Source organism: Chryseobacterium sp. II3a (assembly GCF_057815135.1).
The window spans coordinates 1-19,050 of the sequence record NZ_JBYPZJ010000014.1; the positions used below are offsets into that span (position 1 = coordinate 1).

A 19,050-nucleotide genomic window follows, 5' to 3' on the forward strand; every position below is an offset into this window, starting at 1 on the left:
CCTCCTATGTTTGTATAAGTTATAATTTGCTTTATCTCAAATATTATCTTAGCCATAAAGTGAATAAGAATGAGAGTTGAATAAAAATCCAATAGTTCAAAGAAACATATTCGGCGCAAGAAACGACCTCATTCTTTTTTTATCTTTTAGAGTCAGAGCAGAATGTAAGGAATTAAAAACCCCATTTAATATCCAGAATATCCAATCAGGAGAAAAGACGAAGGAAGATATCTCACTTAAAAAGCAATAAAAGATGAAAGTATTAAAACAAGTAGCCGGTATAGATGTGTCTCAAAAAGAATTAGTAGTTACTTTAGGTTGTCTATATGAAGATCAAACTATAAAATTTCTAGCTTATAAGGTATTTAAAAACACAGATGTTGGAATCCCATTATTGATTAATTGGATTGAAAAACAAAGTGTTGAAGATCAGGAAATTCACTATGTTATGGAAGCCACAGGGGTTTATCATCAGAAGTTCGCTTATTATCTTGCTGAGAATAATAAAAAGGTCTATATCGTTTTGCCCAATAAAATAAGTAGCTACCTAAGAACTCTTGATATAAAAACGATAACTGATAAAAGTTGTTCTCAGGCTATTACTCAGTTCGGTCTTGAAAGAAAATTAAATCACTGGAAAAAACCTGATCAGACTTATAATGAGCTGCAACAGCTTACCAGAGAGCGTGATCAAATTGTTCAGGAGCGGAATGTGATAAAAAATCAGCTTCATGCAGAAACTATTCAAGCTTCTCCTCATTTAAAAAGTATAGAAAGAATGCAAGCTCGTATGAATTTGCTCAATGCTCAAGAAAAAGCAATAAAGAAAGATATCGATAGTATTATCAATACTAATCCTGTGATAAAACAATTGATAGAACGACTTACAACAATACCGGGAGTTGGTGTTTTAACTGCGGTTACTGTTTTGGGAGAGACCAATGGCTTTGAACTGATTAGAAACAAGTCTCAATTATCAAGTTATGCAGGGTTAGATGTTAGAGAAAAACAATCTGGAACGTCGGTAAAAGGTAAATCACGGATATCAAAAAAAGGAAATAGAATGTTAAGGAAATGTTTGTTTTTGCCGGCTTTAACAATTGTGAAGTGGGATGATAACTTCAAAGAAGTTTATATAAGACTCACTTCAAAACATGGAATAAAAATGAAGGCTTTAGTAGCAATCCAAAGAAAAATATTAGAATTGATCTATATTCTTTTTAAAAATGAAACCGTTTATGACGGTAAATATAAATCAAAAAATAGCGTGAAAACTGAGATAGTATAGCACGCTACAGAGTCTAGCTCTAGGCCGACTTAAAAAACAAATTTACAAAAAAATATAAATATTATGTGCAGGTTAACACAGAATCTTGCGCCTTAATATATATTCTGCATTATAAAAATTTGCGCCTTTGCGTTTTCCAACTCTTATATTGGAATTTATATTCAAATAAAATAGACAGACTTGTCTGTATGTTGTTTTTTTTCATACATTTGTTCTATAAAAGAAAGCATTATGAAATCTCCAAGAGAAAGAATTATAGAAACAACGTTTGATCTGTTTGCAAGGCAGGGCTATAATTCTACGGGAATTAACCAGATCATTTCAGATGCAGGAGTAGCCAAAGCAAGCTTTTATCTTCACTTTAAATCCAAGGAAGACTTGTGTGTAGAGTTTCTTAAGATAAGACATGAATATTGGTTTAATGAGCTTTATGCTTTTTCTGCTCAATCAGAAAATGTGAATTCGAAAATCATCAGCGCTTTTGATTTCCTGATCTATATGAATGAGAAAGAAAATTTCAGAGGTTGCAGTTTCCTGAATATTTTATCAGAAATTCCAATGGATAATGTTAAAATTCTGGATGTAATTCAGGCTCACAAAGCAGATCTTAGAAATTATTTTCTGGAATTACTCAAAGATGATGCTCTTTCCGACCATATTTATATGCTTTTTGAAAGCAGCATTATAGAAAGCCAGCTTTTTAAATCGAATGAACTGATATTGAAATCAAAAAAAATAGTTAACCATTTAATTTTTTAAATAATGGAACAGAAACATCCGCTACCGCCTTTCACTCTTGAAACGGCAAAGCAAAAAATTCAGATGGCAGAAGATGCCTGGAACAGTCAGGATCCTGAAAAAGTATCCAAAGCATATACCTTAGACAGCGAGTGGAGAAACAGAGATACCTTTGTGAACGGAAGAGAAGAAATTGTTATATTTCTTCAGAAGAAATGGGAAAAAGAACTCAATTATAAACTTAAGAAAGAATACTGGGCACACACAGACAACCGTATTGCCGTTCGTTTCGAATATGAATACCAGACCAAAGAAGGAAACTGGTTCAGAGCTTATGGAAACGAGAACTGGGAGTTTGATGAGAATGGCTTAATGGCTAAAAGATATGCAAGTATCAATGATCTTGCTATAAAAGAAGAGGAACGTAGGTTTAAGTAAAAGAATAAAAGGGATAGTAAAGCCCCGAAGATTTTCATTGCCACAAATGCACGAATTATAAGTGTATTTGTGGCATTTTTAATTTAATAGGAGTAATACAGCTAAAAATAAATAATGGTAGAACTACTACATTTTCAGATATTTATGAAAAAAAAATATTTTCTGAATAAAATAATATTTCTAAATTTAGAGAGTTATTAATTAAAAAACACACTTATGAAAAAAAGCATCTTTAATTCAAAGCTGTTCAAGCAGCTCATTACTTATGGTACTATAGAAAGAAATAATAACACCTAATTTCTATACCATAAGCAGAACGAGAATTGTAAAGGGGACTTATACCAAGATTTCCCAGGAAGGGCATAGCATGTATTCCAATGAAAATATTATCACTACTGCGGGGAATTCAATTACAGAAATAGGAGTAAAAGATGGGGTTAGTTATGGAATTCCTAAATATGTACCGGGAATAGAGTTACCTGCGAAATGTCTGGTGCAGTTCAGGGCAAAAGATCACTGGAAAGGAGAAGATTATGGCTTCGATTGGATGCGGCTGGGGGAGACTACCAATTTTGGAGATAAAAATTACAAAGAGGTAGTGGCTGAACAGTATAAGAAAAGCAAAGATAAAAAAGAGAAAGCTTTTACCACTCTTGAAACCGATCCTAACGAATATGAAGGAGATTTTAAAATCTCGTCCTCTCTATTTGCCAGGCTAAGGAATGAATATGGAGTATATAGTATTCCCTGGAAGAAAAAAGCAGATGGCAGTGCAGAAGATTATTTCTGTTCCTGGCTTTCTTTGTATCCCGTTGGGATAAAGGATGAATCCGGAAATCTTAAAGCTTCTGGTTTTAGCAATACCAAAGCGTTGTTAAGTCTTATTGTGGAAGTGGACGAAGAACCACAGACTTTAAAATTTAAAGAGAATCTCCATTTTAAGATAGATCCGATGGAAATCACTACAAAAAGCAAGGGTAAACATGATCTTAAAGATTATGTTACAATAGAATGCTTGGAAGAATTTTCTGTGGATCAGGATATAGAAGTATATGCTGTTTCTAAAAATGAAGAAGGAAAAGAAGTAAAACAACTGGCCGGAAAATTAAAAGTTTGGGCGAATGATGCTTCGAAAAGAAAGAAGACGAAAGTATTGTTAGTAGAAGTACAACTTCCAATTATTAGTACTGGAAAAAAGGGAGATGCAAAAGGACAAAAAGAATTATTTGAAAAATATTTAAAGCAGGGATTGATTGAGATTGAAGTAGAAACGTATTCTTTGGATTTATCTTCTGATACCAATTTACAATCGGGTGGAAAATATGTAGAGGGTAAAAATATATTGGCATATTATGACAATGAAAAACATATTCCTTCGGCTCATGCAAAAGGATATATGAATCTTGCTTTTTACCTTAACGGAAAACTAAAAGAAGACCTGAAGAATAAAAAAGAGAATGAATACAAATACAGCAAATATTTTGTCGCCTTTTATCTGGGAGAAAATGGAGGCTGTATGGACAAATCAAATGCATATAAAGGCTTGAATGGTTATGCCCTCAATGATTTTGTAATCCTATTTCCTGAAAAGAGCAATGAAACCGCAGCCCATGAATTCTTGCATACCAAAGGAATACCTCATAGTTTTACCAATAATGCTGCAGATTCTAATGCAGAATATACCTACATTTATGGTCAGACAGAGAATATTATGGATTATTCTCATCTCAAAGATAAACCAAGATATAGCCTGTGGAAATGGCAATGGAAAAAAGCGAACTCTAAAATAAATAACTTATGAAAAAGTGTTTTTTTTTATGGATCTTAATAATAAATATTTCTTGTAATGCACAAAAAAAATCAATTATGGTAATAGAAGTAGATAATAAGTTTGAGAAATTTGATTCTATTTTTTATGAGGAATTATCAAAGAAAAATACAAATAATATGATGCTTTCTGATGGCTCATATGTGGAAATATTAAAATTAAAGGAAAGCAGATATTTTAACACTCCTAATGATTCATATTTTACTATTGTAAAACTTTACTACGAGAATCTAAACATAAAGAAAAAAGGGATAGGATTTAATGTTGGGCCTTTTACATTTAAAAAAGGCATTTGGTACGAATTTGATGAGCAAGGAAATCTTATCAAGGAAACAGATTATGATATACCTTTCAAATTTACTTTTGAGGATATTTTAAAATTTTGTGAAAATAAAGGAATAAAAATAGACAAAGGTCCTATTTTGCAGAGTACGGGATGGCATAATAAAATTTTTAGAGATCTGGAAAATGGACATCCAGTATGGGAAATTGAGCATTTAAAGAAATCAGATTTGGTTGAAATTATCAAATTAGATGGGATTACCGGAAAGATTTTAAGTACGAGAACCTATAAATATATTAATAATTAGATGATATCTCCGCCTCTTCAGTTGCGGAGATTTTGTTTATCCTATTTCCTGAAAAGAGCAATGAAACCGCAGCCCATGAATTCTTGCATACCAAAGGAATACCTCATAGTTTTACCAATAATACTGCAGATTCTAATGCAGAATATACCTACATTTATGGTCAGACAGAAAATATTATGGATTATTCTCATCTCAAAGATAAACCAAGATATAGCCTGTGGAAATGGCAATGGCAAAAAGCAAATTCTAAAATAAATGGCTTATGAAAAAGTATTTTTTATTGATTTTAATAATAACAATTTCTTGTAATGCTCAAAAAAATCCCCTTATGATACCCAAAATCGATAATAAATTTGAAAGATTTGATAAAAAATACTATCATGAAATTTATAAAGCAGATATTTACCTTGCTTATGATAAGTTGTTAGATGGTACTTATATTGAGATGGATGAGAGTAAAAATATAAAAAGTTATACGGAAAGTCCTAAAGATTCTTATTATAGAATTACCAAAATATATTACCCGGAGAGTGGAAATATTAAGGAAAAGGGTATTTCTATAAATACTGGTAAATTTAAAAAAGGCATTTGGTACGAATTTGATGAAAAGGGAAATCTTATCAAGGAAACAGATTATGATATACCTTTCAAATTTACTTTTGAGGATATTTTAAATTTTTGCAAAAATAAAGGAATAAAAATAGACAAAGGTCCAATTTTGCAGAGTACGGGATGGCATAATAAGATTTCTAGAGATCTAGAAAATGGACATCCAGTATGGGAAATCGAGCATTTAAAGAAATCAGATTTGGTTGAAATCATCAAATTAGATGGGATTACCGGAAAGATTATAGGAACAAGCACTTATAAATATATCAACAATTAAGCACTATTTTTATGAAAATAAGAATAAGCTCACACGAAGTGATTTTCAATATAATATATAGGATCGTTTTACAAAGTTTTGTAAGAAATTTTAAAAAAACAGTTGGAAGATTCTGAGTCTGAAATAAAAGAAAGCATCTTAATTTCAGGTATATCCTAAATCATAAAAATGTATAATAATTTTTTTTATTGATGAACATGTTGATAGTTTAAATAGTATCGTGATAAAAGTATTGATATACTTTCTGAATAATTACAATTCACTTTTCTTCCCATGCAAAAGTGTATTGATCTTTCTTCTGGTCTGAACAGATACTTTATAAGCACCATCCCGTAGTTTCTGGATCTTTCCGACAGGCTGAAATATCATTTTACTCTCAAACGGATTAAACGAAAGCAGTTCATTACTACAATCACGGGGATCCAACAGAGCGTCTTGATTTATTTTCACTTCTCCGATTTTAATATAAGGAGAGTTTTTCCATTCCACATTCAGTTTATTGATGGGTTGATCTTTCAAATCATAACAAAGCTGAATCAAAACATCTGCTGTAAAATCATTCTTATGAAGATAATTTTTTAAAGCTTTTTTAATGTTTTGCCTCTTATCCATATTCTTATTAACAGACTTAGGGGTAAGCTTTATTTTTATCATATAATCTCCCAGACGGTAGGCGCCTACGGAATGATAATCAAAAGAGAGAATGAAATCATTTCTTTTACTGAATAATTTTAAAGCATTTTTGATAAATGAAGCTGTGAGAATAGATGGAATGACTTTCAGTATTTGTGTTATCAAAGAAAACAGGCTGCTCCATTTATTATTATAAGATTGATTAATAGCGGTAAATAGCTTTAAAAAAGTAGAAACAGAATTAACCGGGAACAACGGAAAATTCACTAAGGGATAATTGGAAAGGAGATTATTGTTTTCATCTCTGATTTGTACCGCAAAACCATAGGCCGGAATATCCCTTTTTGAATTGGTGATTTTGAATTGAGCATTGGAAAGCCTTATCAACAGATCAAATTTCTCCCTATCAAAAAACGGTTTGAGGAATTCAGGAATATTAGGATCCACCCAAAAAACTCCCTTGGCAACAGCATATGTTTTCGCATGGGCGTTTCTGGTAGCATAATTGACGTCACTTATAGAAGAGGATTGTTCAACAAAATCAGCAATTGATTTTTTATTGATTTCCAGAAGTTCTTTTTCCTCTTCATTAAGCTCATCAAACTTCTTGTTATATAATATCGGATTTGGCATTTAGTTTTTAAATCCAATTATAACGCCAAGTTTGGAAATCTGTGTTAAGGAATTATTACAATTATTTGAATTTTGAGTAAGCTAGAAGCAGGAAGTCGGAAGCATGAAGTTCTTGAGTATACTGTTTTAATAAATTTTGTTTTCAAGTTGTTGATTATGAGTATTTAATTATTTTAGGTACGAGTGAATAGAATAGCAATATTTGATATTGAAGTACTCAATTTATAAACTTTCATCCTCGAGCTTCCATATTCCGAAGCGTAAAAAAGACTTATCTTTGTAAAAAATTATAATATGGGAGTAGCAGATTTGTTATTTAAACGTAAAAAAGAATTAGCCGAAAAGAACCTTAAGGATGGTAAAGAGTATATGGAAGAGTATGGTAAGAGAGAAACTGTGGTTCAATTACCAAGTGGCTTACAATATGAAATCATCACTGAAGGAGATGGAGCAAAACCTGGTCCTAAATCTACTGTAAAATGTCACTATCACGGAACTACCATTTCCGGTAAAGTTTTCGATAGCTCCGTAAAAAGAGGAACTCCGGCATCTTTCCCTTTAAACAGAGTAATTTCAGGATGGACGGAAGCGCTTCAGCTAATGCCTGTTGGAAGCAAGTGGAGACTGATTATCCCACCGCATTTAGCATATGGAGATCAGGAGATCAGCAAAGAGATTGGACCAAACAGTACCCTTGTTTTTGAAGTAGAATTACTGGGTATTAAATAATCCGGCTTAAAAATAGATTAAAATTTACCTGATTTCAGGTAAATTTTTTTATTTGTACTATATTAGTGTTGATGAATTATATATTGAAACTGATTGATGATTTCTGACAATGATTCAGCTATTGCACAAAAATTGGTTTGAATGAAAAAGATTTTTTACCTATTAATCGTTTTAGTTCTGTTGACTTCTTGTGTTTCCAAGAAGAATCAGGTTATTCAGCAGAACATACTTACTTTGAAGGATAGTTATTGTAAAGCTCCCTTTAAATATAATTATAGTAATAAAGTTCCATCTTACAACTCAGATTCTATTTTAGAAGCCAATAAAGAGCTGAAAGAAATGTTTTCTGACCAGAGTATTTTAATTTTAAATGCTTTGGATAATCTGGATGAGGTTCATCAGATTATAGACCTTAAAAAAGATTCTTCACTAGCTTCACAGATTAAGGTTCTACAATTAAAGACAAAGATCAATAGTAAAATTACCATTGCCCTTACTGAGCTTGACGCTGTTGCTGCAGAATTCGATTGTGAAGGCGAAAGAGTGGCTCAGATTGGAAATTATGTGGATAATCTCAATTCTTCAAGAAACAATAAACTGATTCTATATTCTATCATTACAGGTGCTGCAGCCTCAATTGCCGGAGGAATTGTTGGAGATCAGGGCTGGAGTAATGCTATTGATATCGGAGGAGGGGTTTTGGGAGCAGGCTTTGGTTTAGCAACCCTTAATCCGAAAGGAAAAAAAGTAGAATTTATTCACCAAAGAAACCTTTTGAGAGATATCTGGAAAGGAAAATTAGAATCTCCGAACTTCCCGCCATTTATCTGGTATATGTACACAGAAAAAAAATTCTCCAATAGGGAAGAACGTTCCATTATCGGAAATATGAAAGAAAGATGGCTGCATTATCAGTTTGATGATAATAAAACAGCGGCAGATCAATCCGTTATTTTTAGTGATGGCGGATACTATCGGGCAGATGATCTTCATAATCGGGCTGCGATGCTTAACCAGATGCAATCAGCAACCAGAACGATTAATCAAAACATTAATTATTTACTGCTGGATCTGGATAAATTAATCCTTTAAGAAAAATTTAACTGTAATAAATTTTGTTACAATTAAAATTTGTCTATCTTTGCAGAGTAATTACAATGAACAATACAAGATTTGCTACGGCAATACATATTATGACCTTATTGGCGAAAAGTCCTCAGGAGTGGCTCACTTCTGATTGGATTGCAGGTAGTATTAATGTAAATCCTGTCATTGTACGTAAAGAGATCAGTGTTTTGAGAGAAGCAGGTTTGATTGTAAGCAGACAAGGAAAAGAAGGTGGAAGCCAGCTTGCAAAAAACGCTGAAAATATAACAATTTCAGAGGTTTACAGATCCGTTAAAAATACAGAAGTATTAGGAAAGAAAAATCAGAATCCTAACCCTGCCTGTAGTGTCGGAAAAGAAATTAACAGTCATTTAACTACATTGTTTGAAGAAACAGATCAGTTGGTAAGTCAATTTTTAGGAGATAAATCTTTGCAGGAATTCGCAGATCAGTTCGAATAAAAATTTTTACCCTTAAATGTAACAAAAATTATTACAATTTAAATAAAAAAATAAAACATTATGAAAAAAGTAGCAGTAATCGGAGCAACCGGTTTTGTAGGTGCACACATCGTAACAGAGTTGGCAGACAGAGGATATGCAGTGGAAGCTTTAGTAAGAGATGCATCGAAAGTAAAAACACAGGAACATGTAACAGCAAAAAGCGTTGATGTAAACAATGTAGCAGAATTAGCAGAGGCTTTGAAGGGAAGTGATGCTGTAATCAGTGCATTTAATGCAGGATGGACAAACCCAAATCTTTACAATGACTTTTTGAATGGATCTGAAAATATTGAAAAAGCAGTAGAAGAGTCAGGAGTAAAAAGATTGATCGTAGTAGGCGGGGCAGGAAGTCTTTACACGCCGGATAACATTCAGATTGTAGACACACCGGATTTCCCAGATGCTTATAAACCGGGAGCAACTGCAGCAAGAGATTATCTAAATAAAATCAAAGGAAACAATACTTTAGATTGGACTTTCTTCAGCCCTGCAATCGAAATGAATCAGGCTAACGTAGGAACAAGAACCGGAAAGTACAGAACGTCTCTGGAAACTCCAGTATTTGATGAAAATGGAAGAAGCCAATTGTCAGTAGAAGATGTAGCTGTAGCTTTGGTGGATGAACTGGAACAGAATAACCACATCCGTGAACGTTTCACAGCAGCTTATTAATCCAAAAAGAACAAAATGTTTAAAAGAAAATTATTATCATTAATGGCTATTTTAGGTTTCATCAGTGTATTTGCAGGAAACCTGAAAGTAAAAGTATACAATCCCGGAACCAAGGCTATTTTTCCAATTACATCTACCATTATTTATGGAGATAAAGATGCAATGCTTATTGATGCACAGTTTCAAAAGCAATATGCTGAGCAATTGGTAAAAGAAATAAAAGCAACCGGAAAAAATCTTAGAAACGTCTTTATTTCTCACAGCGATCCGGATTTCTATTTTGGATTAGATGTGATTAAGAAAGCTTTTCCCAACGTAAGAATTATTTCTACAGCCCAGACTGCTTATCTTATTTCTGCTTCTAAAGATGATAAACTGGCAGTTTGGAAACCACAATTAAAAGCTGATGCTCCTTCAGAAATCATCGTTCCGGAAGCTGTGAATTCTATTCCTGATCTGGAGGGAAATAAGATTGAAATTAAACAAAACCCTGAGGATCCGGCGCACAGTTTTCTTTGGATTCCATCTATCAAAACGATTGCAGGAGGAATATCAGTTTCTGTGGATTCACATCTTTGGATGGCAGACACTCAGAATATAAAAGCTATTGACCAATGGATCGGGCAGATTGATGCTATGAAATCTTTGAAACCTGAACAGGTGGTTGCATCGCATTTTGCAAAACAGTCTTTGTCTCCGGTATCACTTGACTTTGTAAGAGGTTATCTTGAAAATTACAAGAAAGCTGTTACTGAAAATAAGACTACACCTGCTATTGTAGATTTTATGGTCAAGAAATATCCAAATCTTCCCGGAAAAGATGAATTGGAAATGGGAGTAAAGGTTTTCCTTGGTGAAATGGAGTGGGATTTAAAATCACCATATCCAGCCATCGGGAAGAAAGTAGAAGTTGATTTTGGAGCTGTAAAATTCCTGTTGGATTTTAAGGATAACAAAACAATGACGTTTACCGGAACAGCAGGAAGTTCAAAAGACAGTACAGATACTGTAGAATATACAGCAGTAGAAATAGCAAAAAATATTTTTATGGTGTACTGGCATGAGCCTCATCTGGGATTCAATGTGACTCATATTCAGGATTATAATAAAAATATTGTGTATTCTAATATTGCAGGACCAGACGGTACATTTACGCACCCGAAAGGAACTCTTAAGATTTTAAAATAAAAAGCAGCTGCCATCGGCAGCTGTTTTATTTATATTGCAATTGTAAAACCCTTATACTAAAATGACATCTCGCAGATTCCACAGATCTTGCAGATGTTAACGTTAAAAAATCTGCAAGATCTGCTTGATTAGTGAGAGCATAAAATCTGTTTATATCTATCTTTTAGAATTAAAAAAGCTGTCTCCAATGAGACAGCTTTCTTTTATAGATTCATAAACAACCTCGGGTTTACCGGAGTATTGTTTTTGTGTACTTCATAATGAAGATGAGGTCCGGTAGAACGTCCGGAGTTTCCGGATTTGGCAATCACCTGGCCCACTTTTACTTTATCATTCACTTTAGAAACAAGCTGTGATAGATGTCCGTAAAGGGTAGCCAGTCCGTTTCCGTGAGAAACAATCACACAATTTCCATACCCTCCTTTTTGCCCGGAGAAAATAACAGTTCCGGCGGCGGCAGCTCTTACATCAGAACCAAAGGCAACGGCAATATCCAGTCCTTTATGGAACTGCATTTGATCCGCTTCAGCAGGGGGATTATTTTTTTCCATAGGAGTAGTTTTAGAAACAGTTGTTCCGGCAACAGCTTTTGCAGCAGGAGCGGAAGCAGCCGATGTAGATGCTGCAGGAGCCGCTTTAGGAGTTACCATTACTTTAACTTCTCTTTTATTTCCATAGCTGTCTGTCAATTCGACGATTTTTTCAACAGGCTCTGCCTTCACTTCAGGTTTCGGAGCAGCTGCTGCAACAGGTTTAGCTTCTGTAGCCGCGCTTGATTTTACCGAAGCAAAAACAGTTTTGAATGGAATAGGATTTTTTCTGATCCCGAAATTAGATGAAATATATCCATCTGTAGGCATTCCTAACGGAACCTGCATCAGTTTTTTCTGTAGGTCCATCAGGTATTGGCTGTATCGGTTGGCTTGTTTGGAAAGATAGATAGAATTGGCGATGCTGTCCTGATCAAGCATCATGAGCTTTTCATTAGAAATGTCTTTAGACTTCAGGAAAGAATTCAGTTGTGAAACTGTCTGATCTACAAGGGTAAGATCAGTTTTCATTTTCAGATAATCTACACTGTCTTTTTCAGTGTTTATTTTTACAAGATTAACTTCATAATTTTTATCATCCTTCTCAGAGAATAGTTTGGCAATGAAGATACCTTGTGCAAAAACTACTAGTAAAAGTCCTCCCAGGAGAATATTTACGTTCTTCTTGCTGTTTAGAAATTTTTTCATATTTCCTTTCTTAGAATAATTAAAACGGTTTTTCAGCTGCAAATTTAATTAAAAATAAGTTTTGAAGATTATTCTTAATTAAAATTCAGTTTTTTCTGTATCTAACGCTGAATTACCTATTTAATTGTGTGGAAGTGTTATTTTTTTCAGAAAGTGTTTTTTTATCATGCCTTAAAGTATTTTGTTAAATCTTTGTTTAATATATTTGCAGTTCACATTCCAATTATGGCTAAAAAGAAAATTATTTCAGAATCTTCGAATCCAAAAAAGACTAAAAAGGATGTTTCTGTAGGAGTAGTAGGAAGCGGAAGTTTTGCAACCGCTATCGTAAAAATGTTGGTTGAAAACTGTAAAGTAGTGCACTGGTGTGTAAGAAGTGAGTTTGTAAAAGGAGCTATTGAGCTTCGTGGGCATAACCCTACTTATCTTACTGCAGCTCATTTTAATCTGAAGAGTTTAAAGTTGACCACAGATATTAATGAATTGGTTTCAGCTTGCGATGTTATTGTGCTGGCAACACCTTCCATTTATTTATCTGATACCTTGGATAAGATGACCTGTGATTATTCAGATAAGATCTTTGTTTCCGCAATTAAAGGGATTATACCTAAGGTGAATGATGTGGTGGCACATTATCTTCGTGATGAGTTTAAAATCGGTTTCAGAAATCAGGCAGTAATTGCAGGACCTTGTCACGCTGAAGAAGTTGCAATGGAGAGACTTTCATATCTTACAATTGCAACAGTAGAAGATGAAACGGCCGAAAAGCTGGAAGGAATTTTCAGTTCAGATTTTATTAAGGTGCAAACCAGTAAAGATATTTTAGGGAATGAATACAGTGCTATTCTTAAAAATATTTTTGCTATCGGGGCCGGTATTGCAAGTGGACTAGGTTATGGGGATAACTTTACAGCCGTTTTTGTATCTAATGCGATCCGTGAAATGGAAATTTTCCTGGAAGCCATCTATGAAGCACCAAGAGATGTAAATGAAAGTGCTTACTTGGGAGACCTTCTGGTAACCGCTTATTCACTTTTCTCAAGAAACAGAAATCTTGGAAATCTTATTGGAAAAGGATATACTGTAAAATCAGCAATCCAGTCGATGAATATGGTAGCAGAAGGATATTATGCTGCTCAATCCATCTATAAGACTTCAAAACAAAAAAACCTGAAATTACCGATTATTGATACGGTATATGCTATTCTTTATGAAGGTAAAAATGCTGAAAAACAGTTTAAAAAACTCACTGCAAAGCTCAATTAAAAAACAAGGTTCCATATTATAGAACCTTGTTTTAATACCTATACTGGAGGCTTAAGTAATGATATACTTAAGTCTTTTTTTATTGACTCATTTTAGTAATTACAAGAGCCAGTGATGAACGGATATTCAGATTGCTGGCTGTAAAACCGTTTCCTGTATCAAACTCAAATTTTTGACGGATCGTTGTTGGTGCGGTTAACGTTAAAAAATAGCTTCCCTGAAAAAAGGTAAAAGAACTTGATAACTGGCACATTCTGTTGGTTTCCGTAATGCTTGTACCTGTTGCAGCATTGATCATATAAGATCGTGTACAGGTGAAGTTTTGAGAAAGATATTGTGTATTGGTAGTTCCATTATTGTTATTCCCATTACTGGAATCTACAGAGTATCGAAGGATATATGTTCCGGCGGGTAAAGTAATAGTAGAAGTATCAGATCCTAATGAAGCTGAAGTAATTTTATTAGAGGCAACAGTAAAATTGCTAAGTGTATTATTAGTACTTCCGGTAGGAACTAAAATACCTGAATTGATAATTAAAGACATAGACTGAGGTTCAGTTCCTGCAATTATGGAGCGCTGCCACTGGTTTCTTATCCATACATAATATCCTTTGGGAAAAGTAGAAACTCCTCCTTTGTTATAAATCATAAGACCATCTGCCGGATTAGCAATGGGTGTTGTTGTACTATTGAGCACTGTAAGATCATATTGAGGAAAAAGTACACCTTTATCGGATGAGTTAATATCCAGTACACTGCTTGCGTTAGGAGTGCTAGTATTAATGCCAACTTGTGCTTTAATGCTTATACTAAAAAGTATTAGAGCTGCGCAGGCAAAATAAATATAGTTTTTCATTGTAGTAGTAATTATTGGTTAAGGGCTGATCTTTGAATATCAACTTTGGTGTTGGTAATGATAATCTCTCCGTTATTGGGAGTTGTCCCTCCTGCTCCTTGTTGATAAGTACCTCCCGCATCATGGGCAATAGAAGGGACTAAAGTAATTGGTGTTGTTGAGGTTGAGACAAAAGAAAAGCTCATATTTAAGGTATGTGTTTTATTTGATGCTATTGATTGGGCATTGATGCTTATTGTTTTTCCATATTGAGTTCCTGAAACAGGGTCAACAAGTTTTACAAGATATTGATGCAAATGTACAGGAGTACCTCCAATTCCTGCAGTGCTGCTTTCCAATGCAGTTCTTATATTAAGACATATATTAACCAGATAACCGCTGTTTCCAGGCAATGTAATAACTCCTGATGTTGTATTATAAGAAGCCCCAATATCATTTGAGACAACAGTAAGAGAAGCATCAGTGAAGTTTTTAAAAGTACCATTCGCAAGATTTCCTAATATATTGTAATCTGTACTTCGTTGAAGTATCATGTAGCTTACAAGGTTGTAGGTGTCTGCCATTTGAGTCCATCTGTTATTTTTCCATATATAAAGACCTGGACTGATTGAGTTTCCTTTATTGTATACTATCAAACCTTCTGCGGGATTAGCAACTGGGGTAATATTGTTTAATATATCTATAATATCAACTGTCGGAAGGAGTACTCCCTTATTTGTAGATTCAGATACTTCCAATACTGCTGAGCTGTTTATAGAAGATTTTCCAATTCCTACTTGTGCGTGTATTATTTGCGCTATTACAAATAATAGGAGGATATAACCTTTTTTCATGTGTTTTGTTTTAAAGTTGTGATATTTTAATGTAAGATCCGGTGGGAATCACCTTGACAAGATCGTAAAACGTACTGTTTTGCATTCTTCCCAATCGTAATCTTAAACCTCCGATGATATTGGCATTAGGATTAGAAGGAACACTGTAATAATAAGACCATGTTGCTAAATGATTGGTATCTACTTTAGAAACAATTGGGACTTCCTTCCTTGTATTTGCTCCTGATACAAACGTATTACTTGTATTATTATATAGATCGTTGGTAAAATCTATAAAATATCCCATCAGATAATAAGTGCTTCCTGAAAGCGGTGCTGTCCCTCCTTGTCCAGAAGGGTTTTCCTGGGGAGAATTTAAATTAAGATTTACTTCTACCAGATAGTTTCCTTGAGGAAGAACAAGAGAATATCCCCCTGTACTTGGATTTTGAACAACTTTGAACCCATTAATGTTAGATACCCCGGAAACCGATGGAGGATTTACTAATAATTGAGCATTGGTTCCGGCAACAGCATTATCCAGTACGGATAGATTTCCTGTGAAATCCAGGTAAGCAACTTTAGGGGTGTTTTCTGCATCAATAGTACTTTGCCATTGTTTAGTAGTCCCATTGAAAACATGTAAGGCCTTATTATTAGCATTAGTACCTCCATTAAAACCAATAAGAGCATTTGCAGGAGAGGCAACTGGAGAAGTTGTACTGCTTAGGTTTGTGATATTCAGGTTAGGAAATAGCAATCCTTTATTCCCTCCTGAAATAACTACTGTGGGAGCACTTGTATAGCCACTTCCTCCATTATTTATAGTGATACTGGTTATGGATCCATTGGTCATATTAGCTGTAGCACGTGCTTTTGTACCGCCATTTACAACAGAACCGCCGCCATAAAAATTAATAGTAGGTGCCATAATGTACCCACTCCCGCCGTTGGTGATGGTAATTCCGTTTACAACGCCACCTGATACGCTTGCAGTAGCGGTTGCAGAAACTCCATTGAAATTTTCGATATGCAGAATTGCACTAGGGTCCGGTTTGGACGTGTTGATTCCTACACTTCCGCTTTGGGCAAATGCCAATGTAGCGAAAAATGTACTTACGAAGTTAACAATTTTCATCTTTTATATGTTTACGAAATAATTTTAATTAAATACACATGGAATATGGTATTAAATCAATTGAAAGATACGTATAAAAAATGATTAAACTGCGTTTTTAATTTGGGTTTTGGTTGAATAAATTGTCGTTTTATCAATTAAATGTGAATTTTATTTATTTATTTTTAATGTAAATTCACATATTTTTGAATAAAAATATGATTATAAACCATTATGATTAAAGTAATTCATACAGTGAACTTGGATGAACTTAAATTAACATAAAATATACGAAGAATGTAAAAAAAATAATTATTTACCTTTTGGTGAATTATATTGGGCTGAAATTTAATTTTTTTTTAATGAAAAATGACTATTTATTATTACTATTATTAATCATTTCAATCTTATTCTATTGATACTTTCCATTATATATTGTTGCATAATTAAGAAGTGTTTTTAACTCAAAAATTAACGTGTTAAAATCGTTAAACGCGTTTCTCTTTTTAAAACTTTTCCCGAAATTTGAACTAAAATTTAAAATTATGTCACAATCGCTTACAAGCAGAACACCGAAACCTAAATACGACGTTGTACTGATAGGGGGCGGAATCATGAGCGCCACTTTAGCAACGCTGCTTCATGAATTTGATCCAAAACTTGAAATTGCCATCTTCGAAAGACTAGGAAGATTTGCCAAGGAAAGTACAGCAGCTTGGAACAACGCCGGAACGGGGCACTCCGCATTTTGTGAGCTAAATTATACTCCGGAAAACCCGGATGGGAGTATTGATATCAAGAAAGCAGAAAGCATAGCAGAACAGTTTGAAGTTTCAAAACAGTTCTGGTCTTACTTATTGGCGAAAGGATATATTCAGGATCCAAAGGATTTTATCAATTCCTGTCCGCACATGAGCTTGGTATTCGGAGAAAAAGATGCTGAATATCTTAAGAAACGTCATGAGAAAATGTCTGAATCAGTTCTTTTCTCCGGAATGGAATTTTCTACAGATCATGATAAGTTGAGGGAGTGGATTCCATTGGTAATGAGCAAAAGAAATAAGTCTGAAGTAATGGCGGCCACCAAAATGGATATGGGAACAGATGTTAACTTTGGAACTTTGACCAGAAAAATGGGAAGACACCTTTTGGAAGATTCAAAGGTTGAAGTATTCCTATATCACGAAGTGAAAGACATCAGCCCTAAAGATGACGGAAAGTGGGAAATGAAAGTGAAAGACAGAATCAATAGCCATAAGCAGGAAGTAAATGCAGACTTTGTATTTATAGGAGCTGGAGGATATGCTCTTCCGTTATTGGACAGTTCAGATATTAAAGAAAGTGAAGGATATGGAGGTTTTCCGGTTTCCGGACAATGGCTGGTAACTCATAACCAGGAATTGGTAGAGAAGCATCAGGCTAAAGTATACACACAAGCAACCGTAGACGCTCCGCCAATGTCTGTTCCTCACCTTGACCTTAGAATTATTGATGGACAAAAGGCTCTTCTTTTCGGACCTTTTGCAGGGTTTTCAACAAAGTTCCTGAAAGAAGGAAGCTATCTTGATTTACCGGAAAGTGTAAACACTAAGAATTTAAAATCTTTATTTGGCGCATGGTGGCATAACCTTCCGCTGACTAAATACCTTATTCAGCAGGTAGCGATGACCAAGTCTCAAAGAATGCAGCATTTAAGAGAATTCATTAAGGATGCTAAAGAAGAGGACTGGGAATTGAAAGTAGCAGGACAAAGAGTTCAGATCATTAAGAAAGATGATAAATTAGGAGGGAAGCTGGAGTTCGGAACTGAAGTGGTCGTTAATAAAAACGGTACCATTGCTTCTTTATTAGGAGCTTCACCAGGGGCATCCACAGCAGTACAGGCAATGCTTAATGTACTTGAAAAATGTTTCCCTGAGAAACTTCAGGGAGAATGGAAAGACAAATTGCTGGAAATGGTTCCGTCATACGGACAAAAATTGGCAGAGAATCCTGAACTTACTGAAAAGTTAAGGGAGTATACCAAGGAAAAGCTAGAATTAGAATACTAATATTAATAATGAGCAATGAATAATAAGCTATACAACAGCATTATTCATTGCTCATCACTTATTACTGATAAAAGGTGGAAGAAATTGTTATAAAGCCGGTTATTGCAAAAGAACTTCTGGAATCTCTTCAGACAAAAATAGAAGAAGAGAAGCAGGTGATCGTACATTGTTGTTTTCCTGCATCACCATTTTTAGGGAACTTAATCAGAATCTGGCATTCAACCTATCTTTTTGATAACCAATCTGAGCATAGAAGCAAAATGATTCATGCGGAGAATATTTCGATTTCTCCTTATTGGACGCCTGTACCTTTTATGCAGGATTTTTGGTTTACTTTAATCTTTTCAGGGCTGCCAAAAGACTGTAAAAGTTTCGATCTTAAAGAAGTTATTCCTGAAGAAGGTGGTTTCTTTGTGGAATCTATTAAAAGAAATTCTTCCGATGTATATCGTGTGAAAATATCAGAATCATATTAAC

The 19,050-nt window shown here is 34.2% G+C and carries 20 protein-coding genes; 15 read left to right on the forward strand and 5 right to left on the reverse strand.

Translation table 11 applies throughout. The features are described 5' to 3' along the window. Positions 1–253: 253 nt before the first annotated feature. From AC3HD6_RS22285 to AC3HD6_RS22315, 7 genes are all read left to right on the forward strand, one after another. Positions 254–1,288, forward strand: coding sequence for an IS110 family RNA-guided transposase (locus AC3HD6_RS22285; RefSeq protein ID WP_488896434.1), 1,035 nt, complete (start codon positions 254–256; stop codon positions 1,286–1,288). 231 nt (positions 1,289–1,519) lie between these two features. Then, positions 1,520–2,047: a TetR/AcrR family transcriptional regulator gene (locus AC3HD6_RS22290; RefSeq protein ID WP_488898323.1), complete on the forward strand. Its 528-nt coding sequence runs from the start codon at positions 1,520–1,522 to the stop codon at positions 2,045–2,047. Between the two features lie 3 nt (positions 2,048–2,050). After that, on the forward strand, positions 2,051–2,464 hold the full coding sequence (locus tag AC3HD6_RS22295; protein ID WP_488898324.1) for a nuclear transport factor 2 family protein: 414 nt from the start codon (positions 2,051–2,053) through the stop codon (positions 2,462–2,464). A 367-nt stretch (positions 2,465–2,831) separates the two neighbouring features. Next, positions 2,832–4,265: a zinc metalloprotease gene (locus AC3HD6_RS22300; protein ID WP_488898325.1), complete on the forward strand. Its 1,434-nt coding sequence runs from the start codon at positions 2,832–2,834 to the stop codon at positions 4,263–4,265. Positions 4,266–4,330: 65 nt separating this feature from the next. Beyond that, on the forward strand, positions 4,331–4,882 hold the full coding sequence (locus tag AC3HD6_RS22305) for a hypothetical protein (protein WP_488898326.1): 552 nt from the start codon (positions 4,331–4,333) through the stop codon (positions 4,880–4,882). A 32-nt stretch (positions 4,883–4,914) separates the two neighbouring features. Continuing rightward, complete coding sequence (locus AC3HD6_RS22310; protein WP_488898327.1) at positions 4,915–5,148, forward strand: hypothetical protein; 234 nt, start codon at positions 4,915–4,917, stop codon at positions 5,146–5,148. Next, positions 5,145–5,768, forward strand: a complete 624-nt coding sequence (locus AC3HD6_RS22315) for a hypothetical protein (RefSeq protein ID WP_488898328.1) — start codon at positions 5,145–5,147, stop codon at positions 5,766–5,768. The genes AC3HD6_RS22310 and AC3HD6_RS22315 overlap by 4 nt, the downstream gene beginning before the upstream one ends. 252 nt (positions 5,769–6,020) lie before the next feature. Here the strand turns inward: AC3HD6_RS22315 and AC3HD6_RS22320 are convergent, their stop codons facing one another. Then, on the reverse strand, positions 6,021–7,034 hold the full coding sequence (locus tag AC3HD6_RS22320; protein WP_488898329.1) for a catalase family protein: 1,014 nt from the start codon (positions 7,032–7,034) through the stop codon (positions 6,021–6,023). A 294-nt stretch (positions 7,035–7,328) separates the two neighbouring features. On the opposite strand from AC3HD6_RS22320, the gene bamJ reads away from it, so the two are divergent. The 5 genes from bamJ (at position 7,329) to AC3HD6_RS22345 (ending at position 11,233) form a co-directional block, all read left to right on the forward strand. Next, positions 7,329–7,763: a BamJ family beta-barrel-assembly machinery protein gene (gene bamJ / locus AC3HD6_RS22325; RefSeq protein WP_068939826.1), complete on the forward strand. Its 435-nt coding sequence runs from the start codon at positions 7,329–7,331 to the stop codon at positions 7,761–7,763. Positions 7,764–7,904: 141 nt separating this feature from the next. Beyond that, positions 7,905–8,855 (forward strand): hypothetical protein, encoded by a 951-nt coding sequence (locus AC3HD6_RS22330; RefSeq protein ID WP_488898330.1) that lies wholly within the window; start codon positions 7,905–7,907, stop codon positions 8,853–8,855. Positions 8,856–8,920: 65 nt separating this feature from the next. Beyond that, positions 8,921–9,331, forward strand: coding sequence for an Rrf2 family transcriptional regulator (locus tag AC3HD6_RS22335; protein WP_488898331.1), 411 nt, complete (start codon positions 8,921–8,923; stop codon positions 9,329–9,331). Between the two features lie 60 nt (positions 9,332–9,391). Continuing rightward, positions 9,392–10,045 (forward strand): NAD(P)-dependent oxidoreductase, encoded by a 654-nt coding sequence (locus AC3HD6_RS22340; protein ID WP_488898332.1) that lies wholly within the window; start codon positions 9,392–9,394, stop codon positions 10,043–10,045. Positions 10,046–10,060: 15 nt separating this feature from the next. Beyond that, complete coding sequence (locus tag AC3HD6_RS22345; protein WP_488898333.1) at positions 10,061–11,233, forward strand: MoaF-related domain-containing protein; 1,173 nt, start codon at positions 10,061–10,063, stop codon at positions 11,231–11,233. Between the two features lie 203 nt (positions 11,234–11,436). Here AC3HD6_RS22345 and AC3HD6_RS22350 read toward each other — a convergent pair whose 3' ends face one another. Further along, positions 11,437–12,471, reverse strand: coding sequence for a M23 family metallopeptidase (locus AC3HD6_RS22350; RefSeq protein WP_488898334.1), 1,035 nt, complete (start codon positions 12,469–12,471; stop codon positions 11,437–11,439). A 225-nt stretch (positions 12,472–12,696) separates the two neighbouring features. Here AC3HD6_RS22350 and AC3HD6_RS22355 point away from each other — a divergent pair, with 225 nt between their 5' ends. Further along, the gene (locus tag AC3HD6_RS22355; protein ID WP_066691828.1) at positions 12,697–13,737 is read left to right on the forward strand and encodes an NAD(P)H-dependent glycerol-3-phosphate dehydrogenase; all 1,041 of its coding nucleotides are present in this window, start codon (positions 12,697–12,699) and stop codon (positions 13,735–13,737) included. 79 nt (positions 13,738–13,816) lie between these two features. Here the strand turns inward: AC3HD6_RS22355 and AC3HD6_RS22360 are convergent, their stop codons facing one another. The 3 genes from AC3HD6_RS22360 to AC3HD6_RS22370 are packed head-to-tail and all read right to left on the reverse strand — an operon-like array spanning position 13,817 to position 16,543. Next, entirely contained in the window at positions 13,817–14,593 is a 777-nt protein-coding gene (locus AC3HD6_RS22360) for a hypothetical protein (protein ID WP_488898335.1), read from the reverse strand. An 11-nt stretch (positions 14,594–14,604) separates the two neighbouring features. Further along, complete coding sequence (locus tag AC3HD6_RS22365) at positions 14,605–15,426, reverse strand: hypothetical protein (RefSeq protein WP_488898336.1); 822 nt, start codon at positions 15,424–15,426, stop codon at positions 14,605–14,607. A gap of 10 nt (positions 15,427–15,436) precedes the next feature. Next, a complete protein-coding gene (locus AC3HD6_RS22370; protein WP_488898337.1) occupies positions 15,437–16,543 on the reverse strand; it encodes a hypothetical protein in 1,107 nt (368 codons plus the stop codon). 524 nt (positions 16,544–17,067) lie between these two features. Between AC3HD6_RS22370 and mqo the strand changes: the two genes are divergently transcribed. Both mqo and AC3HD6_RS22380 read left to right on the forward strand, forming a co-directional pair. After that, on the forward strand, positions 17,068–18,573 hold the full coding sequence (gene mqo, locus AC3HD6_RS22375; RefSeq protein WP_488898338.1) for a malate dehydrogenase (quinone): 1,506 nt from the start codon (positions 17,068–17,070) through the stop codon (positions 18,571–18,573). Between the two features lie 74 nt (positions 18,574–18,647). Then, positions 18,648–19,049 (forward strand): hypothetical protein, encoded by a 402-nt coding sequence (locus AC3HD6_RS22380; RefSeq protein WP_045493119.1) that lies wholly within the window; start codon positions 18,648–18,650, stop codon positions 19,047–19,049. Position 19,050 lies beyond the last annotated feature (1 nt).

What these genes read in the sequence shown, in the direction of transcription:
- AC3HD6_RS22285 (WP_488896434.1), top strand. Translation starts at nt 254, where the DNA reads ATGAAAGTATTAAAACAAGTAGCCGGTATAGATGTGTCTCAAAAAGAA.
- AC3HD6_RS22290 (WP_488898323.1), top strand. Translation starts at nt 1,520, where the DNA reads ATGAAATCTCCAAGAGAAAGAATTATAGAAACAACGTTTGATCTGTTT.
- AC3HD6_RS22295 (WP_488898324.1), top strand. Translation starts at nt 2,051, where the DNA reads ATGGAACAGAAACATCCGCTACCGCCTTTCACTCTTGAAACGGCAAAG.
- AC3HD6_RS22300 (WP_488898325.1), top strand. Translation starts at nt 2,832, where the DNA reads ATGTATTCCAATGAAAATATTATCACTACTGCGGGGAATTCAATTACA.
- AC3HD6_RS22305 (WP_488898326.1), top strand. Translation starts at nt 4,331, where the DNA reads ATGGTAATAGAAGTAGATAATAAGTTTGAGAAATTTGATTCTATTTTT.
- AC3HD6_RS22315 (WP_488898328.1), top strand. Translation starts at nt 5,145, where the DNA reads ATGAAAAAGTATTTTTTATTGATTTTAATAATAACAATTTCTTGTAAT.
- AC3HD6_RS22320 (WP_488898329.1), bottom strand. Translation starts at nt 7,034, where the DNA reads ATGCCAAATCCGATATTATATAACAAGAAGTTTGATGAGCTTAATGAA.
- bamJ (WP_068939826.1), top strand. Translation starts at nt 7,329, where the DNA reads ATGGGAGTAGCAGATTTGTTATTTAAACGTAAAAAAGAATTAGCCGAA.
- AC3HD6_RS22330 (WP_488898330.1), top strand. Translation starts at nt 7,905, where the DNA reads ATGAAAAAGATTTTTTACCTATTAATCGTTTTAGTTCTGTTGACTTCT.
- AC3HD6_RS22335 (WP_488898331.1), top strand. Translation starts at nt 8,921, where the DNA reads ATGAACAATACAAGATTTGCTACGGCAATACATATTATGACCTTATTG.
- AC3HD6_RS22340 (WP_488898332.1), top strand. Translation starts at nt 9,392, where the DNA reads ATGAAAAAAGTAGCAGTAATCGGAGCAACCGGTTTTGTAGGTGCACAC.
- AC3HD6_RS22345 (WP_488898333.1), top strand. Translation starts at nt 10,061, where the DNA reads ATGTTTAAAAGAAAATTATTATCATTAATGGCTATTTTAGGTTTCATC.
- AC3HD6_RS22350 (WP_488898334.1), bottom strand. Translation starts at nt 12,471, where the DNA reads ATGAAAAAATTTCTAAACAGCAAGAAGAACGTAAATATTCTCCTGGGA.
- AC3HD6_RS22355 (WP_066691828.1), top strand. Translation starts at nt 12,697, where the DNA reads ATGGCTAAAAAGAAAATTATTTCAGAATCTTCGAATCCAAAAAAGACT.
- AC3HD6_RS22360 (WP_488898335.1), bottom strand. Translation starts at nt 14,593, where the DNA reads ATGAAAAACTATATTTATTTTGCCTGCGCAGCTCTAATACTTTTTAGT.
- AC3HD6_RS22365 (WP_488898336.1), bottom strand. Translation starts at nt 15,426, where the DNA reads ATGAAAAAAGGTTATATCCTCCTATTATTTGTAATAGCGCAAATAATA.
- AC3HD6_RS22370 (WP_488898337.1), bottom strand. Translation starts at nt 16,543, where the DNA reads ATGAAAATTGTTAACTTCGTAAGTACATTTTTCGCTACATTGGCATTT.
- mqo (WP_488898338.1), top strand. Translation starts at nt 17,068, where the DNA reads ATGTCACAATCGCTTACAAGCAGAACACCGAAACCTAAATACGACGTT.